This window comes from Micromonospora arborensis (genome assembly GCF_003205615.1).
In the GTDB taxonomy this organism is placed as follows: domain Bacteria; phylum Actinomycetota; class Actinomycetes; order Mycobacteriales; family Micromonosporaceae; genus Micromonospora; species Micromonospora arborensis.
Genome location: NZ_PYBV01000002.1, coordinates 39,230 through 55,986, shown reverse-complemented (window position 1 = coordinate 55,986; position 16,757 = coordinate 39,230). Strand labels below are relative to the sequence as shown.

Annotated in this window: 21 protein-coding genes; 7 read left to right on the top strand and 14 right to left on the bottom strand. The window is 69.6% G+C overall.

Annotation, left to right across the window (positions count from 1 at the left end; genetic code table 11):
* Nucleotides 1-3: 3 nt before the first annotated feature.
* Nucleotides 4-465: a MerR family transcriptional regulator gene (locus tag C7C45_RS01345; RefSeq protein ID WP_110561769.1), complete on the bottom strand. Its 462-nt coding sequence runs from the start codon at nt 463-465 to the stop codon at nt 4-6.
* Between the two features lie 216 nt (nt 466-681).
* Between C7C45_RS01345 and C7C45_RS01340 the strand changes: the two genes are divergently transcribed.
* The gene (locus C7C45_RS01340) at nt 682-3,045 is read left to right on the top strand and encodes an IPT/TIG domain-containing protein (RefSeq protein ID WP_110561768.1); all 2,364 of its coding nucleotides are present in this window, start codon (nt 682-684) and stop codon (nt 3,043-3,045) included.
* 46 nt (nt 3,046-3,091) lie between these two features.
* Here the strand turns inward: C7C45_RS01340 and C7C45_RS01335 are convergent, their stop codons facing one another.
* The 3 genes from C7C45_RS01335 to C7C45_RS34690 all read right to left on the bottom strand — a co-directional run bounded on the left by C7C45_RS01335 (nt 3,092) and on the right by C7C45_RS34690 (nt 5,334).
* Complete coding sequence (locus C7C45_RS01335) at nt 3,092-3,745, bottom strand: HAD family hydrolase (RefSeq protein ID WP_110561767.1); 654 nt, start codon at nt 3,743-3,745, stop codon at nt 3,092-3,094.
* Nucleotides 3,746-3,830: 85 nt separating this feature from the next.
* Nucleotides 3,831-4,382, bottom strand: coding sequence for a DUF998 domain-containing protein (locus tag C7C45_RS01330; protein ID WP_167454603.1), 552 nt, complete (start codon nt 4,380-4,382; stop codon nt 3,831-3,833).
* 145 nt (nt 4,383-4,527) lie between these two features.
* Nucleotides 4,528-5,334 (bottom strand): GNAT family N-acetyltransferase, encoded by an 807-nt coding sequence (locus C7C45_RS34690; protein WP_244200179.1) that lies wholly within the window; start codon nt 5,332-5,334, stop codon nt 4,528-4,530.
* Nucleotides 5,335-5,652: 318 nt separating this feature from the next.
* Here C7C45_RS34690 and C7C45_RS01320 point away from each other — a divergent pair, with 318 nt between their 5' ends.
* The 3 genes from C7C45_RS01320 to C7C45_RS01310 all read left to right on the top strand — a co-directional run bounded on the left by C7C45_RS01320 (nt 5,653) and on the right by C7C45_RS01310 (nt 8,443).
* Nucleotides 5,653-6,984 (top strand): hypothetical protein, encoded by a 1,332-nt coding sequence (locus C7C45_RS01320; protein WP_146247223.1) that lies wholly within the window; start codon nt 5,653-5,655, stop codon nt 6,982-6,984.
* 83 nt (nt 6,985-7,067) lie between these two features.
* Complete coding sequence (locus tag C7C45_RS01315; protein ID WP_167454602.1) at nt 7,068-7,646, top strand: TetR/AcrR family transcriptional regulator; 579 nt, start codon at nt 7,068-7,070, stop codon at nt 7,644-7,646.
* Nucleotides 7,647-7,744: 98 nt separating this feature from the next.
* Nucleotides 7,745-8,443 (top strand): HAD family hydrolase, encoded by a 699-nt coding sequence (locus tag C7C45_RS01310; protein WP_110561762.1) that lies wholly within the window; start codon nt 7,745-7,747, stop codon nt 8,441-8,443.
* A 292-nt stretch (nt 8,444-8,735) separates the two neighbouring features.
* On the opposite strand, the gene C7C45_RS01305 is transcribed toward C7C45_RS01310, so the two are convergent.
* The 6 genes from C7C45_RS01305 to C7C45_RS01280 all read right to left on the bottom strand — a co-directional run bounded on the left by C7C45_RS01305 (nt 8,736) and on the right by C7C45_RS01280 (nt 11,786).
* Complete coding sequence (locus tag C7C45_RS01305) at nt 8,736-9,011, bottom strand: hypothetical protein (RefSeq protein WP_110561761.1); 276 nt, start codon at nt 9,009-9,011, stop codon at nt 8,736-8,738.
* A gap of 47 nt (nt 9,012-9,058) precedes the next feature.
* A complete protein-coding gene (locus tag C7C45_RS01300; RefSeq protein WP_110561760.1) occupies nt 9,059-9,490 on the bottom strand; it encodes a RusA family crossover junction endodeoxyribonuclease in 432 nt (143 codons plus the stop codon).
* 185 nt (nt 9,491-9,675) lie between these two features.
* Complete coding sequence (locus C7C45_RS01295; RefSeq protein WP_146247222.1) at nt 9,676-10,350, bottom strand: VOC family protein; 675 nt, start codon at nt 10,348-10,350, stop codon at nt 9,676-9,678.
* A gap of 23 nt (nt 10,351-10,373) precedes the next feature.
* Nucleotides 10,374-10,562: a DUF397 domain-containing protein gene (locus tag C7C45_RS01290; RefSeq protein WP_110561848.1), complete on the bottom strand. Its 189-nt coding sequence runs from the start codon at nt 10,560-10,562 to the stop codon at nt 10,374-10,376.
* A 247-nt stretch (nt 10,563-10,809) separates the two neighbouring features.
* Nucleotides 10,810-10,992 carry a DUF397 domain-containing protein gene (locus C7C45_RS01285; protein WP_110561847.1) on the bottom strand — a complete coding sequence of 61 codons (183 nt, stop codon included), beginning with the start codon at nt 10,990-10,992 and terminating at the stop codon, nt 10,810-10,812.
* On the bottom strand, nt 10,986-11,786 hold the full coding sequence (locus C7C45_RS01280) for a helix-turn-helix domain-containing protein (protein ID WP_110561758.1): 801 nt from the start codon (nt 11,784-11,786) through the stop codon (nt 10,986-10,988). Before C7C45_RS01280 ends, C7C45_RS01285 begins: the two co-directional genes overlap by 7 nt.
* 279 nt (nt 11,787-12,065) lie before the next feature.
* Here C7C45_RS01280 and C7C45_RS01275 point away from each other — a divergent pair, with 279 nt between their 5' ends.
* Nucleotides 12,066-12,320, top strand: a complete 255-nt coding sequence (locus tag C7C45_RS01275; protein ID WP_110561846.1) for a flavin reductase — start codon at nt 12,066-12,068, stop codon at nt 12,318-12,320.
* Between the two features lie 18 nt (nt 12,321-12,338).
* Here the strand turns inward: C7C45_RS01275 and C7C45_RS01270 are convergent, their stop codons facing one another.
* Genes C7C45_RS01270 through C7C45_RS01255 form a run of 4 tightly spaced genes read right to left on the bottom strand, consistent with a single transcriptional unit; the run spans nt 12,339 to nt 14,182 of the window.
* Nucleotides 12,339-12,737, bottom strand: coding sequence for a hypothetical protein (locus tag C7C45_RS01270; protein WP_110561757.1), 399 nt, complete (start codon nt 12,735-12,737; stop codon nt 12,339-12,341).
* On the bottom strand, nt 12,734-13,057 hold the full coding sequence (locus C7C45_RS01265; protein ID WP_110561756.1) for a hypothetical protein: 324 nt from the start codon (nt 13,055-13,057) through the stop codon (nt 12,734-12,736). Before C7C45_RS01265 ends, C7C45_RS01270 begins: the two co-directional genes overlap by 4 nt.
* A 49-nt stretch (nt 13,058-13,106) precedes the next feature.
* Nucleotides 13,107-13,802 carry a hypothetical protein gene (locus C7C45_RS01260; RefSeq protein WP_110561755.1) on the bottom strand — a complete coding sequence of 232 codons (696 nt, stop codon included), beginning with the start codon at nt 13,800-13,802 and terminating at the stop codon, nt 13,107-13,109.
* 2 nt (nt 13,803-13,804) lie between these two features.
* Nucleotides 13,805-14,182: a PadR family transcriptional regulator gene (locus tag C7C45_RS01255; RefSeq protein WP_110561754.1), complete on the bottom strand. Its 378-nt coding sequence runs from the start codon at nt 14,180-14,182 to the stop codon at nt 13,805-13,807.
* A 307-nt stretch (nt 14,183-14,489) separates the two neighbouring features.
* Here C7C45_RS01255 and C7C45_RS01250 point away from each other — a divergent pair, with 307 nt between their 5' ends.
* Together C7C45_RS01250 and C7C45_RS01245 are read left to right on the top strand one after the other, a co-directional pair.
* Nucleotides 14,490-15,776 carry an ABC transporter substrate-binding protein gene (locus C7C45_RS01250; RefSeq protein ID WP_110561753.1) on the top strand — a complete coding sequence of 429 codons (1,287 nt, stop codon included), beginning with the start codon at nt 14,490-14,492 and terminating at the stop codon, nt 15,774-15,776.
* The gene (locus tag C7C45_RS01245) at nt 15,773-16,756 is read left to right on the top strand and encodes a carbohydrate ABC transporter permease (protein ID WP_110561752.1); all 984 of its coding nucleotides are present in this window, start codon (nt 15,773-15,775) and stop codon (nt 16,754-16,756) included. The genes C7C45_RS01250 and C7C45_RS01245 overlap by 4 nt, the downstream gene beginning before the upstream one ends.
* Nucleotide 16,757: the final 1 nt, after the last annotated feature.

The window sequence follows — 16,757 nt, the reverse complement described above, 5'->3', positions numbered from 1 at the left end:
TGTTCAGAACTCCTGAAGGGTTCGTTCGACCTGCTTGATCGCGCGGGCCTCGGCAGCGCTGTCACCGCGGTACCGGGCGGCCCACATGTCCGCCTTGCCGCGCATGTACGCCTGGCGTACCCGTAGCCGCTCGATCTCGGTGGTCAGCCGCTCGGCATGCCGCGCGAAGAGGTCGTGCTGTTCGGCAGCGGCCGCCCGGTCGCCCTCGTCGAGCAGTGCCAGGTACCGGCGCATCTCCGCGACGCTCATTCCGGACGATCGCAGGCAGGCCAGGGCGTCGACCCGCTCGGCGAGCGGGGTGTCGTAGCGGCGGTGGCCGCTGCTGTCGTCGCGCGGCACCACGCCGAGCAGGCCGACCTTTTCGTAGTAGCGCAGCGTCGGCTCGCTGAAGCCCGACCGCTGGGCCATCTCCTGGATGGTCAGGGGTGGTTGTGTCCGGTCCCGACCGGCCTTCGTCGCTGCCATGACCGAAGCGTCCCCAACCTCAAGCGCTTCAAGTCAAACGTCGTGACGCGGGGCACGCCGGTGCCGACGAACGACCGCCACCTTGGTATGGAATGCCCGTATTGCCATAACTTGTCCCTTTTTCCCTCGTTCAATCGTTGACGGGTGCCGAACACGCTGAGCACGCCCGTCAGTCGAGCTGAACGGGGGAAATTGGTGAGTTCTGTCCTGCGAAGAATGACGACCGCATCCACGGCGGTGCTGGTCGCCGGCCTGGCGACCCTGGGACTGGGGACGCCGGCGCGGGCGGCACCGGGCGACGCGAGCGCGCGGGGTGTTGTCGTCGGCCTGTCCGCAGCGGTGCTCGGCACTCCTGTGATCGATGCGGACCGGACCATCGGTACGGCCACCGCTCCGGCCGGCGGCGGCACCGACACCGACAACCAGGCCGTCTCGCTGCCCGGGGCGATCGGCGTGACCGCTGGCGGCACCGTCGAGGTGACCGCCACCCGCGCTGCCGCTTCGTCGTCTGCCGCTGCCCGCGTCACCAACTTCAACCTGGCCGTGCTCGGCGTCGACGTGCTGGACGCGACCGAGGCCGCCGCTACCGCGACCTGCCCGCAGGTCGGTGCGACAAGCGCCGGCACCACGCTCGTCGGGGTGGAACTCTTCGGCGTGGCGGTGGCGCCGACGCCGAACGGCCCGCCCATCGTGGGCAGCGTGCCCGTGGTGGTGCCGGGGCTGCTGGGTGCGATCCTGGACGCCTCGTTGACCCGGACCGAGACGACCACCGCCAACGGTGCCGCCGCGGTCGCCGTGCGGGTCGCTCTCTCCTTGTCGGGCACCGTCCTCGGCACCCCGACGACCATTCCGGTCGGAACCGTCATCGTGGCCGAGGCCACCTGTGAGCGGCCGTCGGCGACGCCCACCGCCGCTACGGTCACGCCGGACGAGGGCCCACAGTCGGGCGGCCAGACGGTGACGATCACCGGCACGGGCTTCATCCCGGGTGGCACGACTGTCACCTTCGACGGCGTGCCGGCAACCGGTGTCACGGTGGCACCGGGCGGCACCTCGTTGACGGCGGTCACCCCGGCCGGTGCGATCGGCCCGGCGTCGGTGGTGGTCAGCACGGTGAACGGCACGGCACCGCCGCTGGGCTACACGTACCTGGCCGATGGCAGTGCCGCCGTGATCACCGACCTCACGCCGGCCTCCGGGCCGACCATAGGCGGTACGACGGTGACGATCACCGGCACCGGGTTCGCCGACGTGCTGGCAGTGGACTTCAACGGCCTGCCCAGCACCGGCTTCACCGTCAACCAGGCCGGCACCACGATCACCGTGGTGTCCCCGCCGAACCCAGCCGGACCGGCCCTGGTCGAGCTCGTGTTCCCGGCCGGGCGGGTGACCGCGCCGACGTTCGCGTACATCGCGCCGACGATCACCACCGTCGCGCCTAACTCGGGCCCGAACACCGGTGGTACGACGGTGACGATCACCGGGACCGGGTTCACCGGCGCGACGGGCGTGACCTTCGGCGACACGCCGGGCACCAACCTCGTCGTAGACCCGAGCGGCACCTCGCTGACCGTGGTCACACCGCCGGGGCCGGTCGGCCCGGTGGACGTGAGCGTCCTCCTCCCGGGGGCGAACGCGGACGCGCCGGGTGGCTTCACGTACGTGGCGGCTGCTCCGACCGCCGGGGCGGTCACTCCGAACCAGGGCCCGCAGGCGGGTGGACAGACCGTGACGATCACCGGTACGGGCTTCGTCCCCGGTGGCACGACTGTCACGTTCGACGGAGCACCAGCCACCAACGTCACGGTGAATCCGCAGGGCACGTCGTTGACGGCGGTCACCCCGCCCGGCGCCATCGGCCCGGCGGTCGTGGTGGTGACCACTGGCGGTGGTTCGTCCGCACCGCTGGACTACACGTACCTGGCCGATCAGGGTGACGCCGCCGTGACCGGGCTGACTCCGACGACCGGGCCGAGCTCGGGTGGCACCACGGTGACCATCACCGGGACCGGCCTCACCGGCGCAACCGGCGTGACGTTCGACGGGGTGCCCGGCACCGGGTTCACCGTCAACCAGGCCGGCACGACGATCACCGTGGTCACCCCAGCTGGTCTGCCCGGCCCGGTGGACGTGACCGTGCAACTCCCCGGCGACGACGTGAACGTGCCGGACGGCTTCGCGTACCGGATTGCCCCGCCGGTCGTCAGTGCGCTGTCCCCGGCTCAGGGACCGGCCGGTGGCGGCACCACCGTGACGGTCGGTGGTTCCGGCTTCGTTCCGGGCGGCACCGTGGTCACCATCTGCGGCCGGACCATCCCGGTGAACGAGGTCACCGTGGCACCGGATGGGCGTTCGTTGACCTTCCGTACGCCACCCTGCGCGGCCGGGAACACGACAGTGGTCGTGCGCACCGACGGTGGGGTCTCCAGCGCGCTCACCTTCCGCTACGTTCCGCGGAGCCTGCCGGCGACCGGTGACGCCATCGCCGCACCGCTGACCGTCGGCGCGATGCTGGCGCTCCTCGGCATCGTCCTCGTGCTGCTGACCGGGCGCAGGCAGCGCGCCGGCCGGATCGGCTGACCGGTCGTCCCGGTCAGGGCCCCCGCAAGGGCCCTGACCGGGACGCTCACCTTGCCGCGTTGTGCTTCGCGACCAGGCTCGGGAGCTCGTCGAGCGAGTCGATGCGGAACAGGCACTGCTCGGACACGGCGGGGAGATCGAGGATGTGACCCCACGGACCGCGTCGGATCAGGAACGTGTGCATACCGGCCACCATGGCCGGGCGTACGTCGTTGTCGGGGCGGTCGCCAACGTAGAGGATCGAGGACGGATCGCCACCGCCCTCGCGAATGACCCGCTCGAAGAAGACCGGTGACGGCTTCGCCACGCCCCAACCGTGTGAGGTGCCGATCGCGTCCACCGGGAGGTCGAGAGCGTGCAGGAGCGCTTCGGCATGAGCTGGCTGGTTGCCGGCCAGGCCCACGAACAGACCTTGCTCCTTCAACGAGGTCAGGCAGCCCCGCGCGTCGGGGTAGAGGTCGTCTTCGCCGAACGACTCGGGCTTGCCGGCAGCTGCTCGGCGCTCCAGCTCGGCCGCGAGATCGAAATCGGGCCGGAAGACCCGGAACGTCTCCTGATAGTCCAGACCCCGGGCGATCACCGCGCCGAAGACCGCCGAGAACGTGTGCCGTGGAACGCCGAGCCAGTCCGCCCAGGTCTCGAACTCGCGGGACTCGTCAAGAATCGTCCCGCCGATATCAAAGAAGATCGTGTCGATCACTGCGGTCTCCCGTCACGGTCGCGTTGCCGGTGGAGCATAGATGCGATCGACGCTCATGCTTACGTGGCGTTGTCGGGGCGTGCACTCATCGCTCAGCGCTCCGGTCGAGGGATCGCAGCGCCCGCATGCCGAGCGCCGCCAACCACGCCCATCCGACCACAATGGTCAGCCGCTGCCACAGGCCGGCCGTCTCGGATACACCGCCGGCGATCACGAACAGCACCGGCACCGCGGCGCCGGTGAGAACGCAGTACCACCGCCACGCCGGTGTCGGTCGCCAGCGTGCTGCCGTGAAGCACGCCAGCGACAGTGCCACGAATACGATGACCGACACGATGTTGTGTGCAGTGCCGTGCCAGGTCGCCTCGTCGTGCGGCGCCGGATCGGACACGAACGCCCCGGCCACCATCAGACCCACGCCGAGGATGCGTACCAGCCAGCCGACCGAGCGACCGACGGTCCGGCGCAGCGCGAAGGACGAGGCTGTCAGTAAAGCGCCGGCACTCAGGAAGTTGACGATCTGCACCCATCCGCCAGGGCCGATTGCGGCTTCGCTGACGAAGTCACGCACCGGCTCGTAGTTCGGCTTGAACGCGTCGTTGACAAGGAAGACCAGGACGAATGCGACTGCTCCCACCACGCCGCACCAGAGCAAGCTTCGAGGCCTTGGCATTGGCGCACCGTAGCGGTCTGTGCTGTGACAGGCCTGAGCGCTTGGTCAGACAAAGCACCCGTCATAACGCCTGACGGGCACCACAACTCGATGATCGACGGGGACGGCGTTAACCCCGAGAAGTTGTCGCACGTGAGTCGATGGTCAGCCGCATCGTCTGGGAGGGCATCGGCACGAAGCCCAAGGCGCGGTAGAGCGGCTCCCCGGCCTCGCTGGCCTTCAGCTCGACCAGGGTCACCCCTCGCTGGTGATACCAGCCCAGTAGGCCTTCCATGCAGGCGCGGGCGTATCCGCGCCGGCGGTAGCCGGGGTCGGTCACCGCGTTGAAGACGTACCCGATCACGCCGCTGGGGTTGAGCGGGCCACCAAGCCGATATTCGATGACGCCGATCACGCATGCCGCCAATTCGCCGGGCACGTCGGGCTTGTCGATGACGTACGCCGCCATCGAGTCCTCCGGATCCGCCAGACGCCGGCGCAGGGTCCGCAGCGCGTGGTCCTGCCACCGGCCGGGCTCCGGTGCATGTCCGTTGAGGCCGGTGAACAGAACCCCGCGCAGCCTCACCAGTGCCGGGGCATCCTCAATGGTCGCGCGACGTGCTGTGATCACACGACGGACCGTACTGGCAGGAACTCCAGTCCCGCCAGCAGCAATTGCGCGCGACGGCAGGCTCGGACGTCGATCAAGGAGTTGTGGTGGGGTGACAAAGTATCCGGTGTGGCGCTCAACGGGCACCACAACTCCATGATCGACGAGGCTGGTGAGCGGCACTGCGGCTGCGCGTCCGGCGAGGAAGATCACCGGGCCGTCGAGGATGGCGATCAGCCAGGCCGCCGGCGGATGCCCGAGCGGCTCGGCGATGAACAGTTCGAAACCAACGCCGCGCACCCGCCGGTATGCCGTGAAGGAGTTCACTGCGTGTCCCCTCGTACGTCCGGCCAGCCCTTGACCGTCCGCCGCGTGCTGGGCGATGGACCGTGCGCCGAGGTTGGAATTCCCCGGACGGTTGCCACGTCAGACCGGCTGTTCGCGGTGGGTGGGACCGTCGGAGGGCCTGGCTCGGGCGGAGCGGCAGTCACGGGGCACGGCTGGTTCGCGTTCCGGATCGGGGTCTACCGACGCGATGATCTGCGGTGCCTGCACGTCGTGCCGTCCCGCTGGCCCGTCAACTCGATGGCCTTCCATCCCCGTCTCCCGCTCCTGGCCATCGGCACCGGGAGCTATGACGGAGGCATGTCCTTCCGCGGCGAGCTGCTCCTGCTCGACCTCGACTCCGGTGCGGTCGTCTCCGCCCTCGCGGACGAGCGTGAGGTGCGTGAGGTCGCGTGGCGTACGTGGCGCGAGGGGCGGGTGCTCGACCTCGCCCTGGCGCCGTCGGATGACTGGGAACTCGACCGGGATGCCTTCACCCTCGGCTATGACGCCGTGGTCGAGCGCACCGACTGGTCGGTCGTCGGGGAGAGCACGATTTCCGGCCGGGAGATGGACGGTCCGTTGCGCGAGAACGCCTGGCGCGGCAGCGAGAGGGCTGCGCGCCGCGGCGTGGCACGGCTGTGTGTGCGAGCCGGCGCGGTGTGGTCGCCGCGCCGGTCGGTGGGGGCGGTGGAACAGTTGCGCGACGGCCGGGTGCTGGCGGCGCTCGACGGCGTACAGCTCGAACTGTGGCGGGAGTCCGGGGAGCGCGCCTGGGCCGTCACTGACGTCGGCGCGGTCGGCGGGCAGCGAATCGATGTCGGCCCGGACGAAGCATGGGCGTGGGCCACCGAGTCGGTGCGCCGCGATCGGCCGGCCGTCCCAGGCGAGGGAGCGGTGCGGTACTCGCTGCGGGACGGACGGCCGCTGGAACGTCTCGACGTCGGGTTCCCCGCGATACGGATAACGCGCTCCGACGGTTCGCTGGCCCTGCGCGATGCCAGCCGGGAGTCCGTCTCTTCGCAGCTGGTGCTCTTTTCTCCCGGCCCTGGCTCAACGGAGGCGGGCCGGGTGGAGTTGAGCGGCTTCGAGCTCTACAGCCTGGATCTCTCCGTCCGGCACGCCACGGCGTTCTACGTGGTGCAGAACGAGGGCGACCGGCACCACCCGGACCCGTGGGTCGCCGTCGTCGAGTCTGACGCGGACGGTCAGGCACCCGCTGTGCGCAGTCTGTTCCGCTTCGTCTGGGTCACCGACGCACGGGACGTCCCGCTCTACGGCGGCCCCGCTGTGGAACTGAACGACGCGACAGGTCCCGCCATCGTGCACGCGGTGACGCTGCGGGGGCCCGTGCCGCGCGCGTTCGTCGCCCGCCGGCGGTTGCACGACGGCTCTCCGAGTTGGGTGGCCCCGGTGGAACACCCGGTAGCCGCTCTGGAGTCGGACAGCGAGCAAGGCATCGTGTACGCGGGGCTCGTCTCCGGCGATGTCGTGGCTTTCGACGCCGGGACCGGCTACCCGCGCTGGCAACAGCGGCTCACCGTTCACGGGCATCTGGTCGTGCCGCTCTCCCTTTCGTGCGCGCTGCCGGGACGGCTGCTGGTCGGCACGGCCGATGGCCGCATCCTTGATTGCTCGACGACGGCCGCCTGAGACATTGTTGGGTCCGACCATCCGACAGTCGCCAATCCGTCACCTGGCGACTACGGCTGGTGTCCACCCCTAGGCTCGGGTGCGTGCCCGGACCTGCCGAGAAGGCCACCGAACAGGACCGGCGTGACCTCATCGTCGCGGTCGCGCGAGAGCTGGCCGAGGTGGAGGGCTGGGCGGGTGTGAGCACCCGACGCCTCGCCGAGCGGGCCGAGATCGACGTCGGCGACCTCTACCGACACTTCGCGGATCTGGAGGCGCTCCTCGCCGCCGTCGCCGTGTGCGCCTTCGCCGACCTGGCCGCCGATCTGGCGGAGGCGCACGCAGAGGCCGCCAGCAGCCCCGAGGGTGCCTGGCCGGCGGTCGCGAGCGCGTACCTCGACTTCGCGTACACGAATCCGGAGGTCTATGACGCGATGCTCGCGCTGACCCCCGACCTGGCCCTCGGCGTCGATGGGGTGCCGGCCGCGCCGCGGGCGGTCTTCGCCGAGTTGCGTGCGGCCCTGGCCCCGCTGGCCGAGGGCCGGGACCCGGACACCCTCGCCGAGGTGGGTTGGAGCCTGTTGCACGGCGTGGTGATGCTCACCCGCGGCGGCCGGCTCCGACCCGAGGGGCAGGAGGAACGGGAGGCGTTGATCGCGCAACGGTTGCTGCGCTGGCCGTGACCATCAACGTGCGTAAAGATCGCGCCGAGAAATCGGTGGTCCAACTCGCGCCCATCCTGTTTCCTCGGCCGCGACAGCTGGCACGAGGAGGAAATGCTATGACGGCGCGGCAGCAGGCGCAGGTGCTGATCTTCGACGCGGACGACACGTTGTGGGAGAACAACGTCGTCTTCGAGCGGGTGATCGACGACTTCCTCGAGTGGCTCGACCACCCCACCCTGGATCGGGCCGAGATCCGGACGATCCTCGACGACATCGAGCGGGCCAACGCGGTGGCGCACGGGTACGGCAGCAAGGTCTTCCTGCGCAGCCTGGCCGAGTGTCTGGAGCGGCTGCGTGAGCGGCCGGCCACCGACTCCGAGCGCAAGGAGATCGACCGACTGTCGGTGGCCCTCATCGAGCACCGGGTGGAGCTGATGCCCGGCGTGGCCGATGCGCTCGACGAGTTGGCCGGCCGGTACGACCTGCTGCTGCTGACGAAGGGGGACCAGGCGGAACAGCAACGCAAGCTGGACGCCTGCGGGCTGCTGCACCACTTCCGGGCCGCGCACATCGTCGCCGAGAAGAATGTCGAGACGTACCGGTGGTTGGTGCGGGAACACGGCTTCGACCCGTCCGGCGCGTGGATGATCGGCAACTCTCCGAAGTCGGACATCCTGCCGGCGCGAGCTGCCGGGCTGAACGCGGTGTTCATCCCGAACGAGAACACCTGGGTGTTGGAGGACGACGAGCTGGACCCGACCGACGCCGGTGTCCTACGGCTGGCCGCGTTTCGCGACCTGCTGCGGCACTTCTGACCGCCCTGACCGCTGCGGGGGCGACCCGAACAGCGCTGGCGATCGAAGCCGCGTTACAGCGATATGCCGTTTTTTCACCTTGAGGTCAGTCATGCCTCTGCCGGTCCGCTGCGGCTTGTCCGGCCCCGCACGACCCGCCTAACCTGGGCCGGCGCTCTCGGCCGGGGGGGTTTCGCTGGGCGCGCGCCGGGCGTCCGGCAGGTGCGCACCGTGGAGCTGAGTGCAGAACGGTCGGACGGTCGCGGTCAGGGCCGGGTAGTTGCGGACCCGGCTCTGACCACCACCTCGCCGGTCAGGAAACCTCGCCCCGGACGATCGCCACCGCCACCCTGCAGAACTCGTCCATGTCCGGGTTGAACCCGGCCGCGATGTCGGGATGCAACCCGGAGCGGGTCTCCTCCAACAGTCGCTGGCAGACCTGCTCGACCGGCTCGCCGGCGTAGCCGGTGCGGACCCGGTCGGTGGCCGCCTGAAGCGCCGAGGTCAGCTGCTCCTCCAGCGGGCCCCGCAGCTTCTGCTGCACAGGGTCGAGCCCGCGCGGGTCGAGCGTGACATGTGGCTCCGACATCGGTGCTCCCTTCGTCGGCGTCCGCGGTACCCCACCGCGGACGTCGGTCAAACCCCGGCCGGTACGGCGGCGACCCGCACCTGGTACGAGAAGTCCTCCGCCGGCTCCTCCTGGTACGACAATCGGCGGATCTGCCGGTCGTCGTCGAAGAGGGCGACGTCCACCAGCACGCCGAGGTGGGCGAGGCCGATGCTCGACACCCGTTTCTTGTCCTGCAGCACCGCGCAGACGCCGCCGAGCAGGGTGCTGGCGTCGGCCGTCCGGTGCCCGGGCGGGCAGCGCAGGACCAGGTCCACCTCGATCGGCCCGGGCAACGGCGTCCAGCCGGTGCGCTGGGCCGCCGTGAGGGCGGCTTTGAGTAGGTCGCGGACCCTCGTCGCCTGCCGATGCCCGGCGGCGAAGATGGACAACGCTTCGGTCTTGACCGGTGGCAGGCCGCTCACCTCGAATGTCAGGGCGAGAGCGCGGGTGTCCTGCACGGCGGCACCTCCTCGTTGGGACGATCCTGCCGAACCGGGGGAGCGGCGGTGGGACGTTCCCGCGATTACCAACCGATCGGGCAGGCTGGGGTCGGCCGGAGGCGTGTCGACGGCGGCGGCGAACGCGCTGGCTGCGGCGTTAGGAGAACGCTAGCTGACACCGCCCGCGCTCGGTAGTCGGTCGTTCACCCAATAGCGCGCGGCGCGAAGGCACAGAACTCGTTGCCCTCCGGGTCGGCCAGCACCCACCAGTTGCTGCGGGCGCTCGGCTCCGCTAGCAACGTCGCACCGGCGCCGATGAGCGCGGTGGGCTCCGGGTCGACCAGGTCGACGTCCCAGTGCAGCCGGTTCTTGACCGTCTTGGGCTCGGGCACCCCGGCGAAGACCCAGTAGTCCCAGGGGAAGCCGGAGGCGTCGACCACCGACGCGTTGGTCGACTCGTGCTCGACGGTGCCGCCGACCACCCCGGCCCACCAGGTCGCCTGGGCGGCCGGGTCGGTCGAGTCGACGACCAGCCCGAACGGGCCCGGCCGGGTGCCTTCCTTGGCGGGGAACACGCAGAACTGGTTGCCCTCCGGGTCGTCCAACACCCACCAGTGCGCCTCGCCGGTCGGTTCGCGGACCAGTCGGGCGCCATCCGCGAGCAGCGCCGCCGGCTCCGCGTCGGCCAACCGCAGATCCAGGTGTACGCGGGTCCTGCCGACCCGCGGCTCGGGCACCTTGTTCACCCAGATCGACTCGGCGTTTGAGCGCGCCGAACGGGGGTCGATGCGAGTGTCACCGTCGCCGGCGTCGGCCACGTCAGCGTCCAGCATCCGGGCCCAGAAGGCGCCCAGGGCGAGCGGGTCCGCGGCGTCCAAACAGAGATCCTTGAAGCGTGCGATCACGGTCGATGCTGCTTGGCGTAACCGACGAACGCCTTCCAGGCCGCCGGGTCGACGTGCAGGGTGCCGCCGTCGCGGTCCTTGGTGTCGCGCACCAGCACCACGTGCGGCAGGTTGTCGGCGACCTCGACGCAGGCTCCACCGTTGCCGCCGGACCTGGTCGACTTGCGCCACTGCGGGGTCAGCATGCCCATACTTCGCTACCTCCTTGATCAGCTCGATTGGCTGCCGGCAGTCGCGGGAGTTTCAGGGTAGATCTTGGACAGTTTCCGTTCCGCCCGGACGTAAACTGTCCGAGACCTCCATACTCGGGGTTGATCATCTTCGGCACTGGTCTTCATCGAAGGCCCAATCCTGGGCGTGGTGCAAGGCCTGGCCGGTCGGAGCAAATCTCTCCAAGAGAAGATCCAGGGCGGGTCCTCTCCGAGTTCGCGTTCAGTGCTGCTTGGCGTAACCGACGAACGCCTTCCAGGCCGCCAGGTCGACGTGCAGGGTGCCGCCGTCGCGGTCCTTGGTGTCGCGCACCAGCACCACGTGCGGCAGGTTGTCGGCGACCTCGACACAGGACCCACCGTTGCCGCCGGACCTGGTCGACTTGCGCCACTGCGGGGTCAGCATGTCCATGACTTCGCCACTTCCTTGATCAGCTCGATTGACTGCCGGCGCGGAAGCACTTCGTTCCGCACGATCTCCCATGTCTTCGCCAGCTTAGCGATATCGGCCGGCGCATCGACGATCTGCGCGGTGAGCTGGTTGTCGGCATGAGCGACCCGCGCGCCGTCCGGCAGTTCGGCGATGATGAACTGGCCGGCCAGCCCCAGGTACATCCCAGCATCCGCCGGCACTATGTGCACCTGGATATGTTCCGCCGCCGCCAGCTCGACCAGGTGCTCACACTGCTCGACCATCAGCCCCGGCTGGTCGAGCACCGGCCGGCGCAGCACGGTCTCGTCCAGGACGGCGATGAGCTGGGGCGGGCGCGGGCGTTGCAGGATCGCCTGCCGTTCCAGCCGGGAGGCGACAATCCGGTCCACGTCCTCCGCGTCGAACCGGCCATCGGCCAGCGTCGCGCGGGCGTACCGCTCGGTCTGGAGCAGGCCCGGCACGTACGCCAACTCGAACCAGCGCAGCGTGGTCGCCTCCCGCTCGAACTCGATCCACTCGCGGAGCCAGGCCGGCTCGGCGTCGAGCTGGGCCAAACCGTCCAACATGCGCAGGAAGCGTCCGCCGGTTTGGTGACGGCTGTCGACCGCCCGCATGTACTCCTTCGTGGGCGGTCGCCCGCCGGTCTCCACCGAGCTGACGTGCGAACCCGAATAGCCGATGCCCTTGCCGAAGTCGTCCTGACTGAGCCCGAACCCCGTCCGGAACAGGCGTAGCTCCTCCAACACGTAGTCGGTGACGGTCCCCATCGATTCCCCACCCTTGGCTCAGTCTGGCTCGGCGTGTCCCTCACAGGTGCTCGCCTGGGCCGCTGAGCTGCACGGATGGCGCGAGCACGTATCGACCGTAGCCGTGTCATCACCACACTGTCACCAGTGGCGGGTCTGCTGGCAGCCGGAATGGCGGCGGCGGGCCCTGCACCCGGGGTCGCTCCCGTTTCCCCCTTGCGGGAGCGGCCCCTTCCCCGCCCCCGAGGAGGTCGATGTGTTGAGCCCGACAGCCCAGCAGCCTGCGGTGCGGTGGCGGTGATGGTGGTCCGGCCGCCCGTCCCGCACGTCGCCATGCGCCCGCTGTGGCGGTGCCGGAGTTGTGGCAAGGAGTGGCCCTGCCAGCCGGCCAAGCTCGCCCTGCTGACGGAGTACCGGGCCAGCCGGACCGCACTGCTGATCTACCTCGGCACCCTGATGAACGAGGCGACGAACCAGCTCACCCAGCTCCACCCGGATCATCCACCGGCCCGGATGACCGAGCGCTTCCTCTCCTGGGCGAGGGCCCGGGGTTGACGCTCGGCCCGCCGTCGTTCATCCGGGGAAGTGGATCAGCGGCACCCCGTCGGAGTACTCGGGTCCCTCGCCGGTGAGAACTGGAGCATCGTGGGTCAGGCCCGCTACGGCGGCCGCGGCCAGGTCGAAGCGGCGGGTCCTGCGCTGCCAGAAGGTCAGCTCCGGCAGGTCCTGCGCCCGCTCGGGCAGCAGTGCGCAGGCGGGCAGGGCCAGCAGCTTGTGCAGCAGGGCGAGTTCCTTGCCCGTCGCCATGGTCAAAGCTTCGGCGGCTGCCACCACCGGCGCCCCGAACCGCACCCCGTCCTCGATGACCTCGTGGACGGGCTCGCCCACGTGCACCGTCCGGAGGACGGCGTATCCCAGTAGGGCCGACCGGTCCAGGATCAGCCGGACTGGTGGTGTCGTCTCCGAGGTCATGCGGCGTCGGCGCGGGGAGCAGCATCGTCGCCGTTCATCTCGGCCTCCATGGCGGCGCGGATCTTGGCGCGCTCCGCCTCGAACCGCTCCGAGGGCCACTCGGCTTCCACGCCCAGGCGGCGGGCCCGAGCCTCGGCGACACCCTGCTCGGTGACGTGAATGCCGGCGGCGAGCAGCAACTCCTTGTGCTGCTCCACCCGCCTGCGCCGACGCACCGACTCGGTGACGTAGGCACTGGCCATACGGTTGCCCTGGCTCTCCAGGATCTGACCCACATCTGGGGGGACGGAGATCGTGAAGCGGCGCTGAGGCTCTGTCATACGCGCAGCTTACACCTGTCATACTCCAGAGTTGGCGCTGCTCGTACCGTCAGGCGGGTTTGACTCTGGTGCTGTCCGGGTGCGAGGTGTCGGAGGCGGGCCGGCCCTCGCGGAGTGACAAGCGACGCGCCAGCACCGTGGCGCCTGCGAGCGCGGCCAGGACCATGGCGATCTCCGTGACCACCACTGGCGGTGCCGTGCTGTAGTCGGTGGCCCAGGCGAAGCCGACGGTGATCGGCGTGATGACGATGCCGGCCGCCGGCACGAGGACGCTCATCAACCGAGCCGTCCGCCGGATCTTGGGCAGGTCGCGTAGCCGGGTCCGCACCGCGATGACCGCTCCCGCGGCGACCACGGCGGCCGGTATGCCGTATCCGACGGCGACGGCGAGCTGGATCGGTACGTCGATCGAGCGGGGGATGTCGACCGCGCGGACGAATATCGGGTAGACCGCCATCAGGAGGCCGTAGCCGAGCACCGCACCGGCCATCGCGCCGATCAGTGCGGTGCCGAGAATGCGGCCGTAGTCGCTGCGCACTCGTCGGACACCGGCCTCGTCGGCGAGCCGTCGTGCGAAGCCGGCGACGTCACCGCCGAGCAACCGCACCGGATCGCCCCCGTCGGCAGCCGCGGCCCGCAGGTCGAGGCGCAGATCAGCGGCGAGTGCCGCCCGGTCGGCCGGACCGACCCCGTACGCGCGCCACGCCTGGTCGGCTTCGCCCAGAAGACTGTCGATGGTGTCCATGGTCAACTCCTCGTGGGGCGGTGGTCGAGCGGGTCGAGAACGGCGCCGACGGTGTCGGCGAAGTGATTCCACTGTTTCTGCCAGGCGTCCAGGTGGGTCCGGCCGGACCCGGTCAGCGCGTAGACCTTGCGGGGTGGGCCGGTGGGGCTGGCCTGCTGTTCGTGGGCGACAAGGCCAAGTCGACGCATGCGGGTCAGTAGGGGATAGATGGTGCCGTAGCTGATCGCGCCGAACCCGGCTGTCTCCATCCGCCGAACCAACTCGTAGCCGTGCGCGGGCTCGCGCGCCAGCAGCGCCAGCAGGCACATGTCCAGCGCGCCCCGCAGGAGTTGGGTCTGCCGGTCGCTGTCATCGATCGGCTGACTCTCTGCCGCTACCATGCGGCACATAATACCCTGCTATTTGGCGTCGCGATATACCGGAACTGGAAAGCCATCGACCAGATCCTGGCGACAGGCCCATCGCCTTCCGATACGCATGGCGTCGGCGCAGGGCAAAGACGGCGGTTCGCCGCGCGGACACTCGCTGTGACCGCCAGGTTTCGCGACTTCACGGGTGGGGCAGTGTAGCCGCACAGAGCATCCGGGCCGGAGTGTTTCCGCAGCTTGCCGGCTTGGAAATGTCTCGCCGTGCACCGGGGCACGGATGGCCCCTCCCCGGTCTTTCGCCGAAGAGAGGGGGAGGGCGATGACGGACCCCGAAACGGCTCGACACCGACGTCGGCCGATTGTTCGGCTCGGAGCGGCGGCCGCCGCGTTGGCGCTGGTCGCGCCGCTGGCCGCGTGCGGCGCGGATGACACCGGTGGCCCACCGACACTCAACCTGTACTACCCGCCCGAGCAGAACCTGCAGAAGGTGGTCGACGACTGCAACGCGCAGGCCCAGGGGCGGTACGAGATCGCCTACCGGGTGCTGCCCCGGCAGGCCGACGACCAGCGGGTGCAGATGGTGCGCCGGCTGGCCGCCGAGGACAGCGGGATGGACCTGCTCGGCCTGGACGTGACCTGGACCCAGGAATTCGCCAGCGCCGACTGGATCCGCGAGTGGACCGGCCAGGACAAGGCCGAGGTCGAGCAGGGCACCCTCGCCGGGCCGCTGGAGACTGCCCGCTACGAAGACAAGCTGTACGCCGCGCCGAAGAACACCAACGTCCAACTGCTCTGGTACCGCAAGGACCTGGTGCCCCAGCCGCCGACGACCTGGGACCAGATGATCAGCGCGGCCCAGCAGTTGAAGGATCAGGGCAAGCCGTACCAGGTGCTCACCATGGGCGCCCAGTACGAGGGTCTGGTCGTCCTCTACAACACCCTGGCCGAGAGCGCCGGTGGAAAGATCCTCAACGACGACGGCACGAAGGCCGAGATGGACGAGGGCACGGTTCGGGCGCTGGACCAGCTCCGACGCTTCGCCACGTCGGGCGTAACCTCGCCGTCGTTCAGCAACGCCACCGAGGACCCGGTCCGGCTGGAGTTCCAGTCCGGCGCGGGCGCGTTCCAGGTGAACTGGCCGTTCGTCTACCCGGCCCTGCAGGAGGCGAACCCGGAGCTGGCCAAGCAGGTCGGCTGGGCCCGGATCCCCGGCATCGACGGGGGCACCCCCAGCAAGGTCACCATCGGTGGGGTCAACCTGGCGGTCAGCTCCTACTCCAAGCACCCGGAGCTGTCCTTCGAGGCTGCCCGGTGCCTCCGTAGCGCCGAGCACCAGAAGTTCTCCGCCATCAACGACGGCGTGCCGCCCACCATCGAGTCCGTCTTCGACGACCCGGAGATGACCGAGGCGTACCCGATGAAGGACACCATCCTGGAGGAGCTGAAGGACCCGGCGACGCGTCCGCTGACCCCGGCCTACCAGAGCATCTCCACCGTGATGTCGGCAATCCTGTCCCCGCCGTCGGGCATCCGCCCGCAGCAGACCGCGGACGAGCTGCGCGACGCCATCGCCGACGCCCTCCAGTCGAAGGGGGTGCTTCCATGAGCATCAACGCCGCGCCGACCGGCGCCGAGGCCGCCGTCGAGAAGACCGGCCAGCGGGCCACCGTGCCCACCCAACGCGGCGGTCGCCGTAAGCCGCCGTTGAGCGAGAACAAGAAGGCTGAACGCAAACTCGGCCTGCTGCTCTGCGCGCCCGCCGCGCTGGTCATGGTCCTGGTGACCGCGTACCCGATCATCTATTCGTTCTGGTTGTCGTTGCAGCGCTACGACCTGCGCTTCCCGGACCAGCGTGAGTTCATCGGCCTGGAGAACTACGTCACCGTGCTCAGCAACGAGTTCTGGTGGACCGCGTTCGGGGTGACAACGCTGATCACGGTGGTCACCGTGGCCGTCGAGCTGGTGCTCGGCATGGGCCTGGCGATCATCATGCACCGCACCCTGGTCGGCCGCGGCCTGGTCCGGACCTCGGCGCTGATCCCGTACGGGATCGTCACCGTGGTCGCCGCGTTCTCCTGGCGGTACGCCTGGACGCCCGGCACCGGTTACCTGGCCGACCTGTTCAGCGACGGCGCACCGCTCACCGAACGGGCCAGCGCCCTGGCGATCATCATGCTCGCGGAGATCTGGAAGACCACCCCGTTCATGGCGTTGCTGCTGATGGCCGGGCTGGCGCTGGTGCCGGAGGACCTGCTCAAGGCGGCCTCCACCGACGGCGCGACCGCCTGGCAGAAGTTCACGAAGGTGATGCTGCCGGTGATGAAGCCGGCGATCCTGGTCGCGCTGCTGTTCCGCACGCTGGACGCGTTCCGGGTCTTCGACAACATCTTCGTGCTGACCGCCGGAGGCAACGAGACGTCGTCGGTGTCGATGCTCGCCTACAACAACCTCCTCCGGGGTCTCAACCTCGGCATCGGTTCGACGATGTCGGTGCTGATCTTCCTCACCGTGGCGATCATCGCCTTCGTCTTCGTGAAGCTGTTCGGCACCGCTGCCCCCGGCAGCGACGACGGGGAGAGGCGCTGAC